Origin of the sequence: Streptomyces sp. NPDC051364 (genome assembly GCF_040682115.1) — a bacterium.
GTDB lineage: Bacteria > Actinomycetota > Actinomycetes > Streptomycetales > Streptomycetaceae > Streptomyces.
In genome coordinates this window covers 25,801-42,675 of the sequence record NZ_JBFBAH010000046.1, presented here as the reverse complement: position 1 = coordinate 42,675, position 16,875 = coordinate 25,801, and the positions used below count along the sequence as shown (strand labels likewise).

17 protein-coding genes and 2 pseudogenes are annotated in these 16,875 nt (G+C 68.1%); 3 read left to right on the top strand and 16 right to left on the bottom strand.

The annotated features are described in order from the left end of the window. Window positions 1–370 (top strand): hypothetical protein (locus tag AB0M76_RS40570; RefSeq protein WP_365957773.1); only part of this gene is annotated, 370 nt, incomplete at its 5' end. A 229-nt stretch (window positions 371–599) separates the two neighbouring features. On the opposite strand, the gene AB0M76_RS40565 is transcribed toward AB0M76_RS40570, so the two are convergent. The 4 genes and pseudogenes from AB0M76_RS40565 to AB0M76_RS40550 all read right to left on the bottom strand — a co-directional run. After that, entirely contained in the window at window positions 600–1,268 is a 669-nt protein-coding gene (locus AB0M76_RS40565; RefSeq protein WP_365957772.1) for a hypothetical protein, read from the bottom strand. 27 nt (window positions 1,269–1,295) lie between these two features. Next, entirely contained in the window at window positions 1,296–5,141 is a 3,846-nt protein-coding gene (locus AB0M76_RS40560; protein ID WP_365957771.1) for a ricin-type beta-trefoil lectin domain protein, read from the bottom strand. A 738-nt stretch (window positions 5,142–5,879) separates the two neighbouring features. Beyond that, a complete protein-coding gene (locus AB0M76_RS40555) occupies window positions 5,880–6,053 on the bottom strand; it encodes a hypothetical protein (RefSeq protein ID WP_365957770.1) in 174 nt (57 codons plus the stop codon). A 73-nt stretch (window positions 6,054–6,126) separates the two neighbouring features. Continuing rightward, window positions 6,127–6,411 (bottom strand): annotated as a pseudogene (locus AB0M76_RS40550) (HNH endonuclease); the annotation flags it as partial. Between the two features lie 104 nt (window positions 6,412–6,515). Here AB0M76_RS40550 and AB0M76_RS40545 point away from each other — a divergent pair. Next, entirely contained in the window at window positions 6,516–7,709 is a 1,194-nt protein-coding gene (locus AB0M76_RS40545; RefSeq protein ID WP_365957769.1) for a barstar family protein, read from the top strand. 81 nt (window positions 7,710–7,790) lie between these two features. Here the strand turns inward: AB0M76_RS40545 and AB0M76_RS40540 are convergent, their stop codons facing one another. The 4 genes from AB0M76_RS40540 to AB0M76_RS40525 all read right to left on the bottom strand — a co-directional run bounded on the left by AB0M76_RS40540 (window position 7,791) and on the right by AB0M76_RS40525 (window position 10,388). Continuing rightward, window positions 7,791–8,126, bottom strand: coding sequence for a hypothetical protein (locus tag AB0M76_RS40540; RefSeq protein WP_365957768.1), 336 nt, complete (start codon window positions 8,124–8,126; stop codon window positions 7,791–7,793). Window positions 8,127–8,299: 173 nt separating this feature from the next. Then, window positions 8,300–8,929, bottom strand: coding sequence for a hypothetical protein (locus AB0M76_RS40535; RefSeq protein WP_365957767.1), 630 nt, complete (start codon window positions 8,927–8,929; stop codon window positions 8,300–8,302). A gap of 839 nt (window positions 8,930–9,768) precedes the next feature. Continuing rightward, window positions 9,769–10,101 carry a helix-turn-helix transcriptional regulator gene (locus tag AB0M76_RS40530; protein WP_365957766.1) on the bottom strand — a complete coding sequence of 111 codons (333 nt, stop codon included), beginning with the start codon at window positions 10,099–10,101 and terminating at the stop codon, window positions 9,769–9,771. Continuing rightward, a complete protein-coding gene (locus AB0M76_RS40525; RefSeq protein WP_365957765.1) occupies window positions 10,098–10,388 on the bottom strand; it encodes a tyrosine-type recombinase/integrase in 291 nt (96 codons plus the stop codon). Before AB0M76_RS40525 ends, AB0M76_RS40530 begins: the two co-directional genes overlap by 4 nt. 84 nt (window positions 10,389–10,472) lie before the next feature. Here AB0M76_RS40525 and AB0M76_RS40520 point away from each other — a divergent pair, with 84 nt between their 5' ends. Then, complete coding sequence (locus tag AB0M76_RS40520) at window positions 10,473–10,994, top strand: NUDIX domain-containing protein (RefSeq protein ID WP_365957764.1); 522 nt, start codon at window positions 10,473–10,475, stop codon at window positions 10,992–10,994. A gap of 35 nt (window positions 10,995–11,029) precedes the next feature. Here the strand turns inward: AB0M76_RS40520 and AB0M76_RS40515 are convergent, their stop codons facing one another. From AB0M76_RS40515 to AB0M76_RS40480, 8 genes and pseudogenes are all read right to left on the bottom strand, one after another. Then, on the bottom strand, window positions 11,030–11,491 hold the full coding sequence (locus AB0M76_RS40515) for a hypothetical protein (protein ID WP_365957763.1): 462 nt from the start codon (window positions 11,489–11,491) through the stop codon (window positions 11,030–11,032). Further along, window positions 11,488–12,234 (bottom strand): hypothetical protein, encoded by a 747-nt coding sequence (locus tag AB0M76_RS40510; RefSeq protein ID WP_365957762.1) that lies wholly within the window; start codon window positions 12,232–12,234, stop codon window positions 11,488–11,490. Before AB0M76_RS40510 ends, AB0M76_RS40515 begins: the two co-directional genes overlap by 4 nt. Continuing rightward, window positions 12,231–13,292 (bottom strand): annotated as a pseudogene (locus tag AB0M76_RS40505) (nucleotide sugar dehydrogenase). The gene AB0M76_RS40510 and the pseudogene AB0M76_RS40505 overlap by 4 nt, the downstream one beginning before the upstream one ends. A gap of 79 nt (window positions 13,293–13,371) precedes the next feature. Next, the gene (locus AB0M76_RS40500; RefSeq protein WP_365957761.1) at window positions 13,372–13,617 is read right to left on the bottom strand and encodes a hypothetical protein; all 246 of its coding nucleotides are present in this window, start codon (window positions 13,615–13,617) and stop codon (window positions 13,372–13,374) included. 115 nt (window positions 13,618–13,732) lie between these two features. Next, entirely contained in the window at window positions 13,733–14,764 is a 1,032-nt protein-coding gene (locus AB0M76_RS40495; RefSeq protein WP_365957760.1) for a sulfotransferase, read from the bottom strand. Further along, window positions 14,761–15,489: a phosphotransferase gene (locus tag AB0M76_RS40490; RefSeq protein WP_365957759.1), complete on the bottom strand. Its 729-nt coding sequence runs from the start codon at window positions 15,487–15,489 to the stop codon at window positions 14,761–14,763. The genes AB0M76_RS40495 and AB0M76_RS40490 overlap by 4 nt, the downstream gene beginning before the upstream one ends. Further along, window positions 15,486–16,328, bottom strand: coding sequence for a class I SAM-dependent methyltransferase (locus tag AB0M76_RS40485; protein ID WP_365957758.1), 843 nt, complete (start codon window positions 16,326–16,328; stop codon window positions 15,486–15,488). The genes AB0M76_RS40490 and AB0M76_RS40485 overlap by 4 nt, the downstream gene beginning before the upstream one ends. Window positions 16,329–16,358: 30 nt before the next feature. Continuing rightward, window positions 16,359–16,871 (bottom strand): topology modulation protein, encoded by a 513-nt coding sequence (locus tag AB0M76_RS40480; RefSeq protein WP_365957757.1) that lies wholly within the window; start codon window positions 16,869–16,871, stop codon window positions 16,359–16,361. Between the last annotated feature and the right edge of the window lie 4 nt (window positions 16,872–16,875).

Below are 16,875 nucleotides of genomic sequence, written 5' to 3'. Positions count from 1 at the left end.
GCACTGGCGACTGCTGACCGAGTGGGGTGCGGTGCCCAAGACGCTGGTCTGGGACAACGAGGCCGGTGTCGGCCGGGGCCGCCCGACCTCCGAGTCGCACCGTGCGGAGCCCACCGACGGCAGCACTGGGACCGACTCAACGCCGGGCAGCGGGCCCGGCGAAGGCAGATGGGCCCGGCTCAGGCACGCTGGCGGGCCATGGAAGCCCGTACGGGCGCAGCGGGCTCCAGAGATGCTGGCCTCCGGGCTCGGCTGGGGCGGGGAGAGGCGTTCCGACGGTCTGCGGGCGGCCCTGGCGCCTGACGTCGGCACCGCCGCGGTGCGGTGCGGTGCGCACCAGATTCAGCGGGGTGCGTGGCGAAGGTGGTGACCCGTCAGGGGCCATGGACCCGCTGCCGGATGCTCGCAGGCTCCGGCAGCGGTGTGCATGCCTCGCGTTCGGCGGCACGGGCCGCGCGCTCCTCCCCCCCTTCCGGCACCCCGCCTCTCACCCCCGTCCAAGCGCCCCGACCTGCGGAACGCGCCTTCCGCTCGCCCCACCCGGGCCGCCGCTGCGAATGCCCACCCCGGGCGCCGTGACAGCGTAGTGAATCTGGGCTTCAATCCACGAGGTTATTAGCGCGCAGCCATTCAATCTCTCTCATATAGTCATTGAAATACTTCGAGGCCTTTGGTGCGATTCCAACCAGCGAAGAAAATGGACTTTCATTGAATCTACTCACCCAAATTTTCGCATACGTTGGAAGATCTGAGGCTGATACGTTTGAGAATCTTTCACGCTCAAGCAGGGGTTGAGTCTCAGGGTCGCGGCGGACGAGGTGGCCCGGAACGTAGTAGAAATCCGCGTCAGAGAAGGTGGCTTCTGAGATATCGAGGGCCCATTCAATTTCCTGATACTTGTCGACGATCGAAGCAATGAAATTATCGCGACCAGGAAGGCTTGTGTGTGGCCCCATAGCCATAATGGGCCCGATTTTTCCGCGTAGCGTAACTCTGTTAAATACACATCCATGGAGTCGATGGAGCTGCTTCGTGGCGAGCCCGTCGATGGTTACGGTATCGAAGACAACCCCTTGAATGGAGCACCGGTCAAGCCGACACTGCTCGATCGATGAATTCTTGACGACGAGGCCGTACTCGGGATCATCGAGCTGAGCCAAGTAGCAACCTGAGAAGGTAGACCGAACCGCCCGGACTTCCTCATACACCCTGTTCGAGCCGAGGAGCCTAACTCCCTTAAATTCTTCACCCTCGAGATTTACTCGCATTATTCCACCTTCAGGCGTTCCGTTGTCTTATTGAAACACTTCCGCAAGGAAAGCAGATGACGGGCTATCGTAGGTCATCACTTGGTGACGGCTCGATATATACGATCTTCTCATGTGCTCCGATATTGCCGTTTGGCTGGGCCCGGTGATATCAACGCCGAATGTTTTTCCTCCGACTTCGATGTGAAAATCAGGAACGGCCTGTCCGGGCATCGACGATCCGAGATGGGATATGTTGCCATCGCCAATGATTGCAGCGTCTTCCGCTATCGCAGACTCTACTGAACTTCCATAAAACATGCGCTGAAGGAACGGCTTTTGCTGGCCGGCGGCGATTTGCTCTGGACTGAGGGAGGCTCGGACCTCAGAGGCACTTCGGCTAGCGGCTCGACTTACCGCAGCTTGCAGTCTCGAGAAACTCGCCCTAGCTGGAACACCGAGCGCTGAAACTGGGTTCGCGCCGCAGTTGTGAACAAGGATCGAGGTAGTACCTGCCAGCACATAGTACGTGTGGAGGTCAGCGACTGTGAGGTTGTGGACTGTTGCGTGAACGGTGTGGCGGTTGACAGCTGTGATCTGGACGTGGGTGCCGGTGCTCGTCTGGAGCCACTGGCCCGGCTGGAGTTCTGTGGCGTCGACCCACTCTGCTAGGTCCACCACCCAGAAGGGGTGCTTGTCGGTTGCAGCGATGACATCGGTGTCACCGTCCGTTGCCACGGTGATCTCGACGAGGTTCTTTGAACCGTCGCCGAGGATCGTTGCAGTTACGTCCTTGGTGACCGTTTCACCGGTTTCGGGGTCGGTGGCGAGGACCTTGTCCCCCGGTTCGAGTTCCTCGATCGGCTTGCTGGACCCGTCGGCCATGAGTACGAGGGTTCCGGAGGCGAAGCTGTTGCCGATGGGGCACGAGCCTCCCTTGCCCCCGATCTTGGAGATGGCGGCGCCGACTCCCTCACCGATCGCCTTGCCCAGGGCCGCGAGAGCGGGACCAGCGGCCGCGCCTGCTGCACCGCCTGCTGCACCCCAGAGGGCGCCATTGGCCATGTCCCCGAGCACGCCCAGGGTGCTGTGGTCAGCGTTGGGGTTCATCGCGTTTGCCACAGCTGCGCCGGCGGCTCCTGCCAGGGCTCCGCAGCCTGCAGCCGCTGCGAATCCGATGCCGCCAGTCGCCACGCCTGCTGCACCTGCGGCTGCCAGGCAGGCGGTCCCGACCACGATCTCGGTCGTGACCGAGACGATCATCACCTTGTTCTCGTTCCAGAACTTCTTGGTGTTTTTGACCGTCTTGTTCCAGTTGCACTTCGAGAAGAAGCCGCAGCTCTTGGTCTTGTTGGAGCTGCTACTGCTGCTTGTCGGAGGTGAGGCGCCGAGTTGCTTGAGTACCTCGTGGTCCGACTCGTCGATCGTGCCGCCGTTGGCGGTGCAGTTTGAGTAGTGGGCGCAGTTGTCGTCCTTGAGGCCCGTTGGGTCAGATCTCATGACCGGGTTGCCGCTGGCGTAGGTGTAGCCGTTCATCTGCATCGGGTCGGTGATGTCGATGATCGGGTCGACGCTGATGAAGCGGCCGGTCGTGGATTCGTACTCGCGGGCTCCGATGTGGGTCAGGGACGTGTTGGTGTCGTCTATGCCCGTGCCGAGGAAGGTCCGGTTGCCGGGCCAGTTGCCGGGCTCGGCACCTCGGGGGTTGCCGTACGGGTCGGACTTGCGGCGGGTCACCGCCTGGCCGGCGGCCATGTCCACCGAGATGGTGGCGGTGTTGTGCTGGTCGGCGAGCAGGGACGACAGGCTGTGGCCGGTGGTCTTGCCATTGGTGCGGCGGACCGAGGTCGGTGCGCCGGGGCTGCTGTAGTAGCGGACGGCGTCCAGGGCCTGGCCGTCCTTGTTGACCGTGATCTCGGCTTCACCGAGGTGGAGGGTCCGAGAGGTGCCGTTCTCCTCGATCAGCCGGTTTCCGGCGGCGTCGTAGACGCACTTGGTCCCGTTGTCGGCGAAATTCCACTGCTGGTTCGCCGCGTTGGTGCTGCATGTGTAGAGGATCAGGTCCGTGCCGTCAGCGTCGTTGAGGCCCGGGACGTCGAGGCACTTGCCTGTCTTCGTGCTGGACAGAGACTTGTTGGTGCCGGAAGTGAACTTCTGGTACTCGTTCGCGTTGTCGCACGCCCGCAGGACTGCCTTGTCGCCTTCGGTGGTCAGGCACTTGCCCATGGCCCGTACGGTGCCCTCGGTCAGGCGCCACTGCTGGGCCTTGGTCTCCTTGCAGGACATCAGCTGGACCGGGGTGCCGTCCGCGGGGTTGCCGTTCTCGACGTCGAGGCACTTGCCGGACAGGCCGGTCACGGCCACCGCACCGATGCCGGGGCTGCCAGCGGAGGTGAGCTTGTTGCGGCGGTCCCAGTTCAGGGTCTGGGTGTCGCCGCCGATGATCCGCTTCGTGGTGTTGCCGGACTTGTCGTAGGTGTAGGTGGACAGCGAGTTGACCACGGAGCCGGGCTTCCGGGTGGTCTTCTCGACCTTGGTCAGGGCGTGCGGCTGGGAGCCCTCGTACCGGTACGTGGTCTCGTCGTCGTTGGCCTTGTCGGACAGGTCGTGGTCGATGAGCTTGGTGCGGTTGCCGATCGAGTCGAACCCGTACTCCTGCCAGAAGCCGTCACCGTCCGGTCCGGCGGAGACATCTGCAAGCGTGGGGCCGGCGCAGGTCTTTCCGGTCCAGGCGTTGGTCAGCTGGCCCATCGGGTTGTACGCGTAGCACTCGCGGTCGGTGGTGCCATTGCCACGGGTGTCCGCGGCGGCGGTGACGTTGCCCGCGACGTCGTACGTGTACGAGACGTCGCTGATGCGGTTCGGGCCTCCGGTCTCCCTGTCGCTCGTCGACTGGGTGAGCTGCCCGGTGCTCGGGTTGTACCTGTTGGTGGTCCACACGCGGTTCGGCGCGCTGCCGGTGGTCGCCTGCAGGAGCTGCCCGAAGGGGCTGTATACCGTTTCCGCGGTGTACCAGTTCAGGCCCGACAGGCTCTGGGGCATGCCGTCACGGTCGTAGCGGGTGATCAGCTTCTCGGCCGCCAGGCCGCCCGGGGTGGCGGGGAGGGTCGTCGACTGGACCTTGCCCGTGGGTGTGTACGTGGTGCTGTACGCGTAGCTGCCGGCGAAGCCGTTCGTGATGTCCTTGGTCCGGGTCGGGAGCGAGGCCGCGGACGTGTCCGGGATCGTGATGCGCGAACCCGTGGGACGGTACTCGGTGTCGTAGCCGGTCACCTCGGACTTGAACTGGACGCCGTCGACGTAGCGGACGGATGCGACCGGCTTGCCCTTGGCGCCCGTCAGGGTGTCGAAGCTCCAGGTCGCGACGAGGGGGCCGTTGGCGGCGTCGTCGTGGAGTTCGGTTGCGCGGCCGAGCGCGTCGTAGACGGTGTACTGGGCGCGGCTGCTGGAGTCCTTGGCCCAGATCTGCTGGTCGAGCTTGTCGAATCCGAAGGTCGACGTCCCGGTGTCGGGGTCTGTGGTCGAGATCGTGCGGCCGCGGGCGTCGTATCCGTAGGTCCACTGGTTGCCGACCGCGTCCTTGACCGAGGTCAGCTTGTTCCGGTTGTCGTAGCCGTACTCGGTCTTGTTCCAGGTGGTGCTGCCGATGTCGGTGGACGTGGCGTACTCGACGGTCTTGGTGCGGCCCAGCGCGTCGGTCCAGGTCCGCGCGGTGCGGCTGCCCGAGAGCGGGACCGTGCCGGCCGAGTCCATGGCGGAGCGGGTGAGGGTCCAGTCGCCTCCGTACTGGGTGGTGGAGGAGTACTTGGCCTCGCCTTGGTGCAGTGTGGTGCTGCGCAGGGGCCGGCCCAGACCGTCATAGGCGATCTGGGTGGAGTTGGGGACACCGGTCATCGACTCCGGAACGAAGATCTTCTCGTCCGGCGTGCCGTCGGCGTGGTAGCCGTTGTCGGTCTGGCGGACGGTGCCGTTCGCGTTGTAGAAGGTGTCCGTGATCAGGCGGCCTCCGCCGAGCGCCTAGGAGACGCCGGTGACCTTGAAGTCATCATTGGCGGTGCCCACGCTCGTCCAGCTGACGTTGCCGGTGGAGGTAGTCGTCATGGAGTGCTCCGTTTCCGGATGGGAAGGACCTGCCCGCATCGGTACAGCGGGCGGGAAAGGGGCGCTGACAAGCGAAAAACCGTGGCAGAAAGCCGGTTCCCGTTCGCCAGCCGGCCTCGGCGGGTGCGCCGCCGCTGAGTTGTGCCGCGTCGCGCCCAGATCGCCGGGGCTGGCGGCCACGGCTGGCGATGACCCTCGAAAGGACCTGTCGGTCGCTCCGTGGAGATCGCCTCGGGTCGGTGGGTCAGATGTCGAACCCGCCGTCCCTGGCACCCAGTGCGTACGCATTCCATTTCTCTTCGGTGTACCGCACCACAGTGCCCGGGTCGCCGGGCGTGCGCGGAGCCACCACACCGCCGTGCAGGTGTCCGATTTCGGCGGAATCTTCTCCCAACTCGGTCGGGAGCACCCATCGGGCGCTGGCGAGGTCGGTCCGGCGCCCCGGCCGGCCTCCGCCGCCAGCACCGTGCCCGACCGGAGCGGCGAGCGGCGAGGGGCGGCCGCCCGGTAGACCCGCCGCCGATGTCAGCCCTATGACTCGCTCAGCGAGTTCATCGCGTTGAGCATCTCGATGGTCACCAGCACGGAGTGGGCCATGACCATGGTCTGGGGGCCGTCCCGGTGCGGATGGGCCGCGGTCGCAGGGGACGCGAACAGCGCGAGGAGCGCGGTGGAGCCGAGGAGAACAGCGGTAACGCGGCGCATCAGTGATCTTCCTTCTCTGGTGACGTGAACAACCCGGCAGCCTGCCTGCCGCCAGGGCCCTGCTGCGTCCGGCCTACGGGGCCGGGGTGAACTCCACGTCGGTGCCGCCGCAGCCCGCCGCGATGTCCAGCAGCCGGTCCTGCTCCAGCTCGTCCACCGCCAGCCCCCATCGCAGCTTCGTCGCCGTCCACTCCGCCCCGTACCGACACAGCGCCTCCGCCGACGGCGGCAGCCACTCCGCCGGATCCTGATCCGCCTTCTGACGGTTCGAGCGTGCGGTGACCGCGACCAGGGAAGCCTCCTGACCGAGGTCGTTCGCGTACGCCTCCCGACGCGCCGCCGTCCACGCTGAAGCCCCGACTGGCGGGGAGCGTCATTCCAAGCAAGCGATATTCGGAGGGCTTCGGCGTCAGCGAGCCGTAGGGTTGGCGCGCCAAGACGGCCTGGTAGCAGGGGAGAAGCGTGCGGTCTGAGGAACTTGTGGGGTGGGAGCGGGACTTCCCGGTCCGGTATCTCCTGGTGCGGGAGGACATCGGCGGTGAGGAGGAAGGCGTGCTGTGGGGGCGGTGCGCGGAGGTCGAGGGCCTGTTCATGGACGCGCCTCCGTTGCCGCGAGAGGTCCTGACGCTGCGCGGCTGCCCGCGTGAGAGTCTGCTGGTCCAGGCTGTGGCGGACAGCGCCGAACCGGTGCGGCTGCTGGGGGACGGAATGCTCTCGATCGAGCCTGTGGATCCCTCGAACGACGGGCCGGCCCGCTTCTGGGACCTGGAGGACACGACTGTCCTGGCCCAGTGGCCCACGCCGGGCGATCCCGGGCGCGTGGACATCGTCGTGGGCACCGGCGTCAGGGAGGACGACTTCTGGGGCGGCAAGCGGCTGCCTTCGAGTCCGCGGTTCGACCTGTGGTTCCCCTCGATCCGGGGGGACAGCCCATCGGGCAGTTGCCGTTCCATTGGCGGCCTGTTCACCCCGCGCCCGCAGCGACCCACCCAGCCCGTGCACCTGATCGGCTGCGAACCCGCCGCACCGCTTCTGGCCCTGCTGTGTCGTCCCCTTCCGCAGGAGGGCGATTCGATCACGCTCTGGCCCCTCGATCGCCACGGCCGGACGATGACCGGGTACCGCCTCGACCTGGACACCGTCGAGGCACGCCCATCCGTCCTCGGCGGAGCCCTGATCGACGTCACCGTCACCGACCCCGGTGACGACCGCCCCACCCTGGCCGCCCGCGCAGTCTGGGAGATCTGGTCCGACGGTGTTCCCACGCGGCCCAACCAGTGGGCACAGTTCGACGCCGAGGGCCGGTCCGAGTGGCTGGACCTCACCCGCGTCGGCCCGTACGGGCTGCAGGGCCTCTCTGGCGGGACGTACCACCTGGACGGACAGCACGTCACCGACAGGACCGGCTTGCTCCTGGCGCTCGGCGAAGCCCTGCTCGGCCCTGGCGCCAACTACGGCAGATGTCTGGACTCGGTGGCGGACTCCCTGTGCGGCGGGTTCTCCGTCGTCCCCCCGTTCACCCTCGTCTGGCACCACGCCGACATCGCCCGCCACGCCCTCGCCGGACACGTCCTGGCCCACCTCGGCGGCCTGTCCTACTTCGAGGTGACCGTGAACCTCCTGCGCAAGCGCGGCGTCACCGTCGTGCTCCAGTGAGGGAGGCGACGGACAATCCCGGACCCCTTGAAGACGGCGCCTGACCTGGAGAAGGAACGGCGTGGGGCAACGGCCAGGCCATCAAGGCCCGGTCGTATCGTCTCCCGGTGCCCGGCTGGTGCTACGGGCTTCGAGGTAGGCGGTCCAGTCGGTGGCGGCTCGCTGTCGCCATTGGGCTGCGGTGACGGGGTGGAGGCCGAGCATCGGTCCGAGGACCGCTGGGGGGAGGTCCTGGGCGAGGGCGACCAGGGCGGTGGCGCGGGCCGGCCGGTTGGGGATGTGGTGGGTGGCCAGGCGGCGGCCGAGCACGGTGGCGGAGAGGTGCTGTGCGGGGCGGCCTCCGGGAAACAGCCAGCCCCGGGAGGAGTTCGCCGCCCAGTTCGAGGGGGCCGGCATGTTGGCGAGGTCGGTCAACAAGCCAGCCAGAGAGGAGGGTAGGGGGATCGGGGTGCGGTCGAGGGTCAGGAAGGTGTCCTCGCCGACGGCGGTGACCGCTTGAGTGGTCAGGGCGGTGATCCGGGTCAGGTGCTGGCCGAACAGCAGGAGGATCGCCCCGGCTCCGCGAACGTCGAGCGGCAGGTCGGCGTCGGTCAGGCATGGTGGAGCAGTTCCCAGTGGGAGTCCTCGTCGAGACCGACCGGATCCACCTTTGGCCAGTGCGGGACGTCGAGGGTGCGGGCATGGCCGCGGCGGGCCGCCCAGACCGCGAAGTCCCGGACTGCGAAGCGGGTCCCAGGGTTCACCGCGAGCCAGGTATCCACCTCGTGCTGGGTCACCTCCCGCAGGGACAGTCCGCGCGCGGCCATCGCGTTGAGGAACTCGATGGCCCGGTTGATACGCGCGTAGGCCGCGCGGACACGGTAGAGGAACCCTCCGCCGCGGAGCCGCTGGTGGCGACGAGCCCTCGGCAGCAGTGACCAGCGCACGTAGGAGCGGAGCAAGACGGCGTGCTCGGGGTGTCGGGCGGCGACCCGGTGAAGGTGGCGTTCGATCCGGGCGGACAGCTCGTCCCGCTCGGGCAACACCTGGTAGGCGACGAGGAGGCCGCGCAGGTAGTCGACGGTTCCCGGGGCGGCCCGTCCTTCGCCCGCCGTGGCGTCGAGGTCGGCGTGGGTGACGGGCCGGCCCGTGGCCACCAGGTGGGCGAGCAGGCGAGCGGAGTGGGAGTTGCGCAGCCAGTTCAGGACGGTGCCGGGCTCGGGACAGTCGGCCAGAGCCACCCGCATGTGAGCGTGCGGGCCGCCACCGTGGCCCGGGACCGTGGAAAACAGCGCGTCAAGGCGGTCGTGTACCGCGCATCGGTCGCACACCCCCTTGACCTGGTAGGAGCGGGGCTCGGCACAACGTGGGCACGCATGCGGGTCAGGGTGTCCGGCGCATGGCCCGCAGACCCGGCGGCTGTCGGCGCGAGCGATCAGCACGCGCCGCCGCCCGCAGGCCGGGCACGAGGCGGGTCGTCGGCGGGCGTTGCGGTAGCACGGCTTGCAGACCGGCCCGAGCGGCCACCGAGCACATACCGGTGAGCTGGTTCGGCACAGCGCGCACGGCACCTGCGGTCGTGGCCGGCAGTTCGCGCACGGATCGATGAACGAACGGTGCCCGCAGACCGAGCAGGCCCGTCCGGTCGACAGCTGATCCCGGCGGCAGGGGCCGCAGGTTTTGTGGCTCGGGCGGGGGCGGGTCTCCCCGCAGGCGGTGCAGGGGCCGACGTCGGCCTGCGCGGCCAGGATGCCTTCGCAGCCGAGGCAGACTCTGCCGCCGGGCACGGCTCGGCGCAGCGGCCGGATGCGGCCGCACCGCAGACAGGCCGGCGGCCGAACCCCGGTGACATCGGCCTTGGAGAGGGTGGCGATGAGGGCCTGTACCGAGCGCGGCGCGGCGGAGGCCCCGCTGATCAGGGCGTCGGGATGGGTGGTGAGGTGAGCGCGGATCCGTCCCCGGGCGGACGGGGTCAGGCCGGCCACGATCCGAGCCGCCTCCTCGGGCGTGAGGTCGGGCAGGAACCGGGTGATCCGCTCGGCGACTTCCACCCATGAGGCCGGGACCGGCACGGGCCCCATCACCGATCACCCGGGCGCAGGACCCGAACGCGCCGGGCAGGAGGAGCTTTCGCCGTCGTGTTCTCCCCGGTCGCCGTCGGCTTCGCCACCTGAACGCGGATCTCCTCGACCGAGATCAGGTCTGTCGGGGTGACGCCCAGGATCCCGCAGAGCGCGGCGAGCGTGTCCATCGACAGCCGCTGCGGGGGCTGCGTGACCAGCCGGAACACCTGCTCACGCGAAAGGTGCACCCCGTACTCGGCCAGAAGCGGAACCAGGTCGGTGGTCTGATACATCTCTCGTTCCGCCATCAGACGGCGCAGGTTCCAGGTGAACCCCATCCGTTTCATCACCTCGGCAACACCCCTCCATCAGCGGGTTCCAAGCGTTTGCGAAGCGCGGCTTCGATCAGGCTGTTGCGATATTCGTCCGACACCCACGTGTAGAGAGCGGTCGTCGCCGCGTAGGCGTGCCCGACCTGCTCCTGGACGAACCGCTCCGGATACCCGAACTCGATCAGGTGCGTGATGTACGTGTGCCTTGTGTCCGCAGAGACCGTGTGCGGATGACCTCGTGTGGCGATTGAGCAGGTCGCTCTTCGAGGCACCGTTCGCGACGCCGACCCTCGAGCGTGTTGCATTCCGCGGGATGTCCTGTGGTGCGGATCACTTGCCTCGGGTGCTCGTCGGGCAGGGTTGTCAGTGGGAGCTGAGATCGTGCCTCCGTGAGTGAACTGGTTGAGCATGTCGATGAGCATGACCGCGTGCTGGGAGTCGTCGACCGGGATGAGGCGGTGCGTGAGAACTGGCCGCATCGCATTGCAACGACGATCTGTCGTGATCGCGAGGGGCGGATCTTGGTGCTTCGACGGGCCGAGACGATGTCCCGGTTCCCGGGCCACTATGACGTGATGGTCGGCGGCGCCGTGAACGTGGGCGAGTCGTATGAGCAGGCGGCAGTCCGCGAGCTGACTGAAGAGCTGGGCGTTCGTGTGCCAGTGCGGTTCCTGTTCAAGTTCCTTTGCCGGGCAGGGATTAGCCCCATCTGGTTCGGGGTGCATGAGGCCGTCGTGTCGGAGGCTCTGGTGCCGGACCCGGTTGAGATCGCCTGGCGCGCCTGGATGACAGTGGACGAACTGCTTGAAGTCGCAGATGAATGGCTCTTCGTTCCGGGAGGGCGGGAGGCCCTGCGCCGATATCTGGAGTCCGGATTCGGTAGCGGTGCGGGCAAGGCAGCGGCCGGATGATCGGCGATGCGGGTCGCCGCGGTTCAGGGCAAGCATCAGCTGCAGGAGCCGATGACGGTGGTTCGCGGCGTTGGAAGGCGCCTGACCTTGGACTCCCCGTCGGTGGCTTCGCGGAGCCGGACGATCTCCTCGTGCTGGGCAGCGAGCCGGGCCAGGGCCTGACCACGGAAGTCGGTGAGTTCTTCGACCGTCTGCTCTGACTGGGCTAACCGTTCCCGGAGCTTCGTGATCTCTGCCTTGAGCCGGGTGATCTGGGCCTCGCGAGGGTCGGGGATCTCACCGACGTCTTGAAGCGTCTGGAGGCGTCGCTCGAACTCGGCGCGGAGGTGCGCGTATGGGCGAGTGCCGTAGAACGCGGTGCGGTCGACGGCTGCCTCGTTGGCGAGGGTCTTGATGTCGCACTTTCCGCCGGGCGGCATCTCGCCTCGAAGGAGCCGGTCCATGGCGGCCCGGATGCGGTTCTCGTTCTCAGTCTTCTGGGCTGCGGAAATTCTCATGCGGACTCCTCACTCATGCCGGTGCTGGCGGCGTCGATCTCCGCGACGACGCGGAGGGCTCGGTCGAAGTCGACCTGGAGCCGGGTGCGTTCGGTCTTGCGGGTGGTGCCGAGCTGGCCGATGAAGATCTTTGTCTTGTCGGCGTGCTCGGCCCAGACAGGCCGGTGGCAGGGGTGGTGGGTGGCCTGCGGGCAGCGGGCGGAGTCACACATCCCGATCAGCGGACGGTCGGCGGTGGGGGTGCCGGCGAGTTTGAGGCAGAGTGCCCGGGACGAGTCGGTGAACCAGCAGTAGTTCGCCGGGCCGAGGTGGAGGACCTTGGCGCGTTTGGTTAGCAGGTTGAGCACGTCGCGGTCGTTGCACTGGATCTTCGGTGCCGATGCTGCCGTGGGTTCGAGTTTCTCATCGATGCTGGCGAAGAACTCTGTCAGGCTGCGAGCTCCCGGCCCGGCGGGCAGAATGCCCTGCTGATAGTTGCGGAACTCCTCCAGGACCAGTTGGAGATTGCGCTCGCTCTCGTGCTTGTTGACCTCGGACAACAGCTCGGCCTGGGCCCCGCCGGGGCGCGAGGCATAGCCCTCCGTTGTGGCCACGGCGATGTGCTTCAGGTGGATCTTGGAGGCCAGGAGACCGCCCGGCCGGTAGGCCATCTCCAGGGACAAAGTCCGCCGCAGCATCCTCATGTTGACCGGCCCGTCGGGAATGGGTGCGAGCCCGAGCCGCTGCCCGGCCTCGGAGCTCACCCAGTTCTTGAACCACTGGTAGCGGACGTTGAAGGCGAACCGGCCCAGTAGCAGGGCTCCGTTGGCGGGGTTTTCGTGTAGTTGTTCCAGGAGACCGATAGCCCGGTGAACTGGTTCGATGACGACCCATTCGTCGTCGGTGCCGCCGCACGGCCTGCTGGAGCCACGTGGAACGCGTCCTGCTCACGCACGACCAAGCAGGAGCCGCCCCAGCCGATGCCCGGGCGCAGGAAGTGGGCGCCGAGGCGGTGGTCCATGCCGACGGCCCCGAGGACTTCGGTGACGTCGGCGCCGGTGTTCTCGCACCCTGTCCGCCCGCCTCGCCCAGGCCCGCCGCGAGGAGCACTTTCCCGACCTCATCGACCCGCTGCGCGAGGTTCACGTACCGCCGGCAGGGTGGCGATCTCGTTGGCGAAGCTGATCTTCGTGGCGAGGAGGGCGTTGGCGGCGAGTTTGACCATCTCGGCGGACTTCACGTCCATCGTGGCGATGGGGGCGTCGATGCCGGTGTGCAGGGCGGCGACCAGGGCGCCGGCAGTGTCGTTGTCCTGCCCGATCACGATGCGGTCGGGGGCCATGAAGTCGGTGATGGCTCGGCCTTCGGCGGTGAACTCGGGGTTGGAGACGTAGCCGACGTGGGCCAGGCCGATCTCGTCGAGCAGGGCGCGGGCACGGGCGCCGGTGCCGACGGGGACGGTGGACTTCATGACGACGGCGCGCAGGTCGTAGGCGTCGGCTAGGGAGCGGACGACGGCCCAGACGCGGGTGAGGTCTGCGTCGCCGGAGGCGGAGGGCGGCGTGTCGACGCATACGTAGGCGATCTCGGCGCCGGTGACAGCCTCGGCGAGATCCTCCGTGAAGGTCAACCGTTCCTTGTTCCGGGCGATCATGTCCCCGAGGCCGGGTTCGTGGATGGGGACGTCGCCGGCGTTGAGGATGCGGACGCGTTCGGGGTTGATGTCCCGGACGGTCACGTCGTGGCCCAGCTCGGCGAGGCACGCGCCGGTCACCAGGCCGATGTATCCGGCGCCGAACACCGCGATGCGTCGCTCCGCCATGGTCTGTCCATTCTCTTCGTGCTGGTTCAGGCCGGTTGATGTGATCTGCCCGGACGGCGCCCTGGTCTCGGGCGCCACCTTACTCAGCTGTGCTTCGACGGCCGGAATCGTGTCGCGGGGGCGAGACGGCGGCCAGCACCGGGCCTTCCGGGGGTTCAGGGCCGGTCGGCCAGGAATGCCACGAGTAGTGCTCTACGGCGAACCGGCGGGCCGCCGCGCCGCGGCGGGTGAGCTCGGCCGGGTCGGTGAGCGCCTGTTCGATGGTGGCGGCAAGGTCGGCGAGGTCGCCGGGCGCGGGGAGCCAGCCGGTCGCGTGGTAGGGCACCTAGCGGGCCGGGTGCGTGGATGGTCAGGGCGCGGGTGAGCGCGGTAGACACGACGCCGGGGGGGTCGACGTTCACACAGCTTGCCGACAGGTTCACCGCGGGGGGTCGGCGTGATCACGGCGCCCTGCCCCCGGGCGAGGTGGTGGCTGTGATCCATTCGGTGGTCCGGCTCAGGGTCGCTTCCTGGCTGGTGAGCAGGTCGGCGTGTTGGACGGTGAGGAGCCTGTCGGCCGGGGCGTGCTGCTCGATGGTGTCGTGGAAGAGGTCGGTGGCGTCCTCTTCGGTGAGAGGGGTGCCCTGGTGGTGGAACCGGAAGCGGTTACGGCGTATGGAGTCGGCGGTGCTGGTGCGGTCACGTGTGATGTGCAGGTACAGCGCAGTGCGGCCGGTGAGGGCTTCCAACTGCGGGATGCGCAGTGAGTTGAAGGGGGATTTGGTCAGGAAGGTGTCGCGGCGGAAGTGTCGGCTGTGAGCCTGGATGTTGGTGGTCAGCAGGTTCGCGTCGGTGGTGTGGGCCGTGGTGAGGTCGTAGGTGTGGCCGCCGAGGTGCTGGTAGGTGGGGATGGCTCGTGCATAGAGGTCTTCGGACTCGTAGGGCATGACGAGGCCGGGGATCAGCCGGGTGTTCTTGTTGTCGACGGTGAGGACCTGGTCGTCGAGGTCTTCGAAGGACCGGCGGTCGGGGTGGTCGAGGTTGCGGGTGGGCCAGGCCCAGCAGGACGCGGTGGTGAAGTAGGCGTACCGGCCTGTGTGGGCGAGGCAGTTGTAGAGGTGGCTGGTGCCCGAGCGCGGTGCGCCGAGGATGAAGATGATCGTCTTGGGGTTGTGTTCGGGGTGCGGGCGCGGGGCGTAGGGGCGGCGGGCGTCGAGCTCGTGGCGGATGTCGATGCCTTCGGTTTCTGCGACCTCAGGGTTGAAGGGGATCAGCGCTCCGGTACTGCGGATCTGGTCCAGGGTCGCGCGGAGGTAGGTCATGGTCTGCGGGGTGGGGGTGAGTCCGCGCGCGTACTTCTCTTCGACCGCTTCAGCGAGGGCGTAGTGGCGGGGGTCGTCGCTGAACCGGTAGGCGCGGGTGCGGTACAGGGCGATGATCGCCCCGTCCGGGTCGGGCGCGGCCAACTGGGCGGTGAGGGTTTGGGGATTCACGGTGTCCTCTCTGCGGGGCGGAGGGTGTGCCAGCTGTGGGCGTAGCCGTTGCGGCCTGTGTAGGGGCTGGTGAGGATGTGGTGGATCTCCATCCAGTCGGCGAGGCGCTCGGGGGTGCACGGGTGCGCGGCGGTGTCGTTGTAGGCGGACAGGGCCTCGGTCGTGAGGCCGGCCGGGAGGGGGCCGTGGGTCATGGCCGTGGTGACGAGGAGCTTGGCCAGGTCGTACCCGAAGGGGGCCAGGGTGAGGTCGTCGAAGTCGACGATGGTGATCTCGCCAGGGGTGACGAGGAAGTTCCGCGGGTTCGCGTCCTTGTAGAACGCCGCGGGCTCGGTGGCCGCTGAGTGGATCAGCTCCACCGCCTGGTCGGTGGTGAAGGCGGGGTCGGGGACTGCCCCTGTCTCCAGGAGCTGGCGGACGCGCGCGGCGCGGGCGGCGGTAAAGGACGGCAGGACCCCCACGTCGGGTAGGACGAGGTCGTGGTCGAGGTGGACGCGGGAGAGGTGGCGGTGGTGGGCGGTGGTGTGGGCGCGGCCGAGAAGGCGCGCGATGGCCGGCAGGTCCCCGGGGGTGGCATGCCGGCCGGGGACGTGTTCGAACTCCAGGGCTCGGGCGTGCAGGGTGATCAGGTGCGGTACGGGCAGCCCGGTGCGTTCGAGCCAGGCGTGGTGCGCGGCCGCCCGCGCCGCGGGCTCCGGGCCGGGGTAGTCCTTGGTGAACGTCATGGGCGCCCTTGGGATCGGGTGGCGGTGAGGTAGCTGACGACGGAGGCAGTCTCGACCGGGCCTTCGGCGAGCGTGCGCCTCAGGTGGTCGGTGATCGCGTCGGCGTTCCCGGCGAGGTCGTCGGGCATCTGGTACTTCGGGGACGTGGCCAGGTAGGCGGCCGCGTGCGCGAGGTCGCGGAAGCGGAATCGGTGCGCCTCGTGCTCGACTGCGGTGACGGTGAAGATGCCCTCGGTGACGGAGCGCAGGTTGCCGCTGTGGAACGCCCCGTACAGGCCGGGCCGGCAGGTGGCGTCCGGATCGAGGCCGGCCTTCGCCACGAGGCGGTCGAGGGAGGCGTAGCTGTCGGCGGCTTTGGTCGCCAGGATGACGGTCGCGCCGGGCGCGAGGCAGCGGGCGATTTCCCCGAGGGCGGCCTGCGGGGTGGGTGAGTGGTAGAGGCAGAACGCGGCGACCGCGAGGGCGGCGTGCCCGGTGGGCAGCGGCAGGTGGTGGAAGTCGGCGCGGACAGTGTGCACGGCAAGATCGTGCGCGCGGAGCCGGGACCGGGTGGCGCCCAACAGAGCGGCGGAGGCGTCGATCGCGCAGACCGTGGCCTGGGGCAGGACCTGGGTCAGGGCCAGCGTGGACGCTCCGCGCCCGCAGCCGATATCGAGGACGATGCCGTTGCCGTTGCCGGGGCGGGCCGCGGCCGCGTACACGGCGATCACCTCGGCCGTGGGACGTCCGGTGATCTTCGCAGACATCAGGGCGCCGGTGCGGTTGGCGAGGCGCTGCTCGCTCTCGTACAGGGAGCCGTTGACGAGCTGCTGGTCGAGGAAGGCGGAGGTGTCAGCCACGGCCGGCTCCCCTGGTGTGCGCGGTGTGGGTCAGGCGGGCTGCGTGGCCTTCAGGTGCGCGAGCAGGGCGCGTGCTTGGCTCCGGCTGGTGACCGTGTGCACGGTGGCCCCGGTGGCGTGCTCCTTGATCAGCTCGCGGACGCGGGGCGCCATGGTCTTGCGGTAGCCCCACACGTACTTGATGAAGTTCCAGGTGATCCGGTCGTACACGCCGGTGGCGTCGTTCTGGCCGCCGCCGTAGCGCAGGCGCCGCTGGGCGATGCCCCACAGGCAGACGGTCGGCGGGATGTCCAGGAAGATCACCGTGTCGGCTGCGCGGAGCCGGATCGGGAGCGTTCCGGCGTAGTTCCCCTCGATCACCCAGGAGGGGGCCTGCACCAGCTCCTCCTGGATCGCGGCGAACTTGTCCTTGTCGAGGGTGTTCCAGTCGTCGTCGTAGTACACGGCGTCGAGGTGCGTGAGGGGCGCGTGGAAGTGCTGGGCCAGCTGCTTCGACAGGTACGTCTTGCCGCTGCCGCCACAGCCGATGAGGGCGAGTCGCATGTGG

Coding starts and splice junctions, on each gene's coding strand:
- AB0M76_RS40565 (WP_365957772.1), bottom strand. CDS start 1,268: ATGCGAGTAAATCTCGAGGGTGAAGAATTTAAGGGAGTTAGGCTCCTC.
- AB0M76_RS40560 (WP_365957771.1), bottom strand. CDS start 5,141: ATGACCGGTGTCCCCAACTCCACCCAGATCGCCTATGACGGTCTGGGC.
- AB0M76_RS40555 (WP_365957770.1), bottom strand. CDS start 6,053: ATGCGCCGCGTTACCGCTGTTCTCCTCGGCTCCACCGCGCTCCTCGCG.
- AB0M76_RS40525 (WP_365957765.1), bottom strand. CDS start 10,388: ATGCAACACGCTCGAGGGTCGGCGTCGCGAACGGTGCCTCGAAGAGCG.
- AB0M76_RS40515 (WP_365957763.1), bottom strand. CDS start 11,491: ATGAGAATTTCCGCAGCCCAGAAGACTGAGAACGAGAACCGCATCCGG.
- AB0M76_RS40490 (WP_365957759.1), bottom strand. CDS start 15,489: ATGACGTTCACCAAGGACTACCCCGGCCCGGAGCCCGCGGCGCGGGCG.
- AB0M76_RS40480 (WP_365957757.1), bottom strand. CDS start 16,871: ATGCGACTCGCCCTCATCGGCTGTGGCGGCAGCGGCAAGACGTACCTG.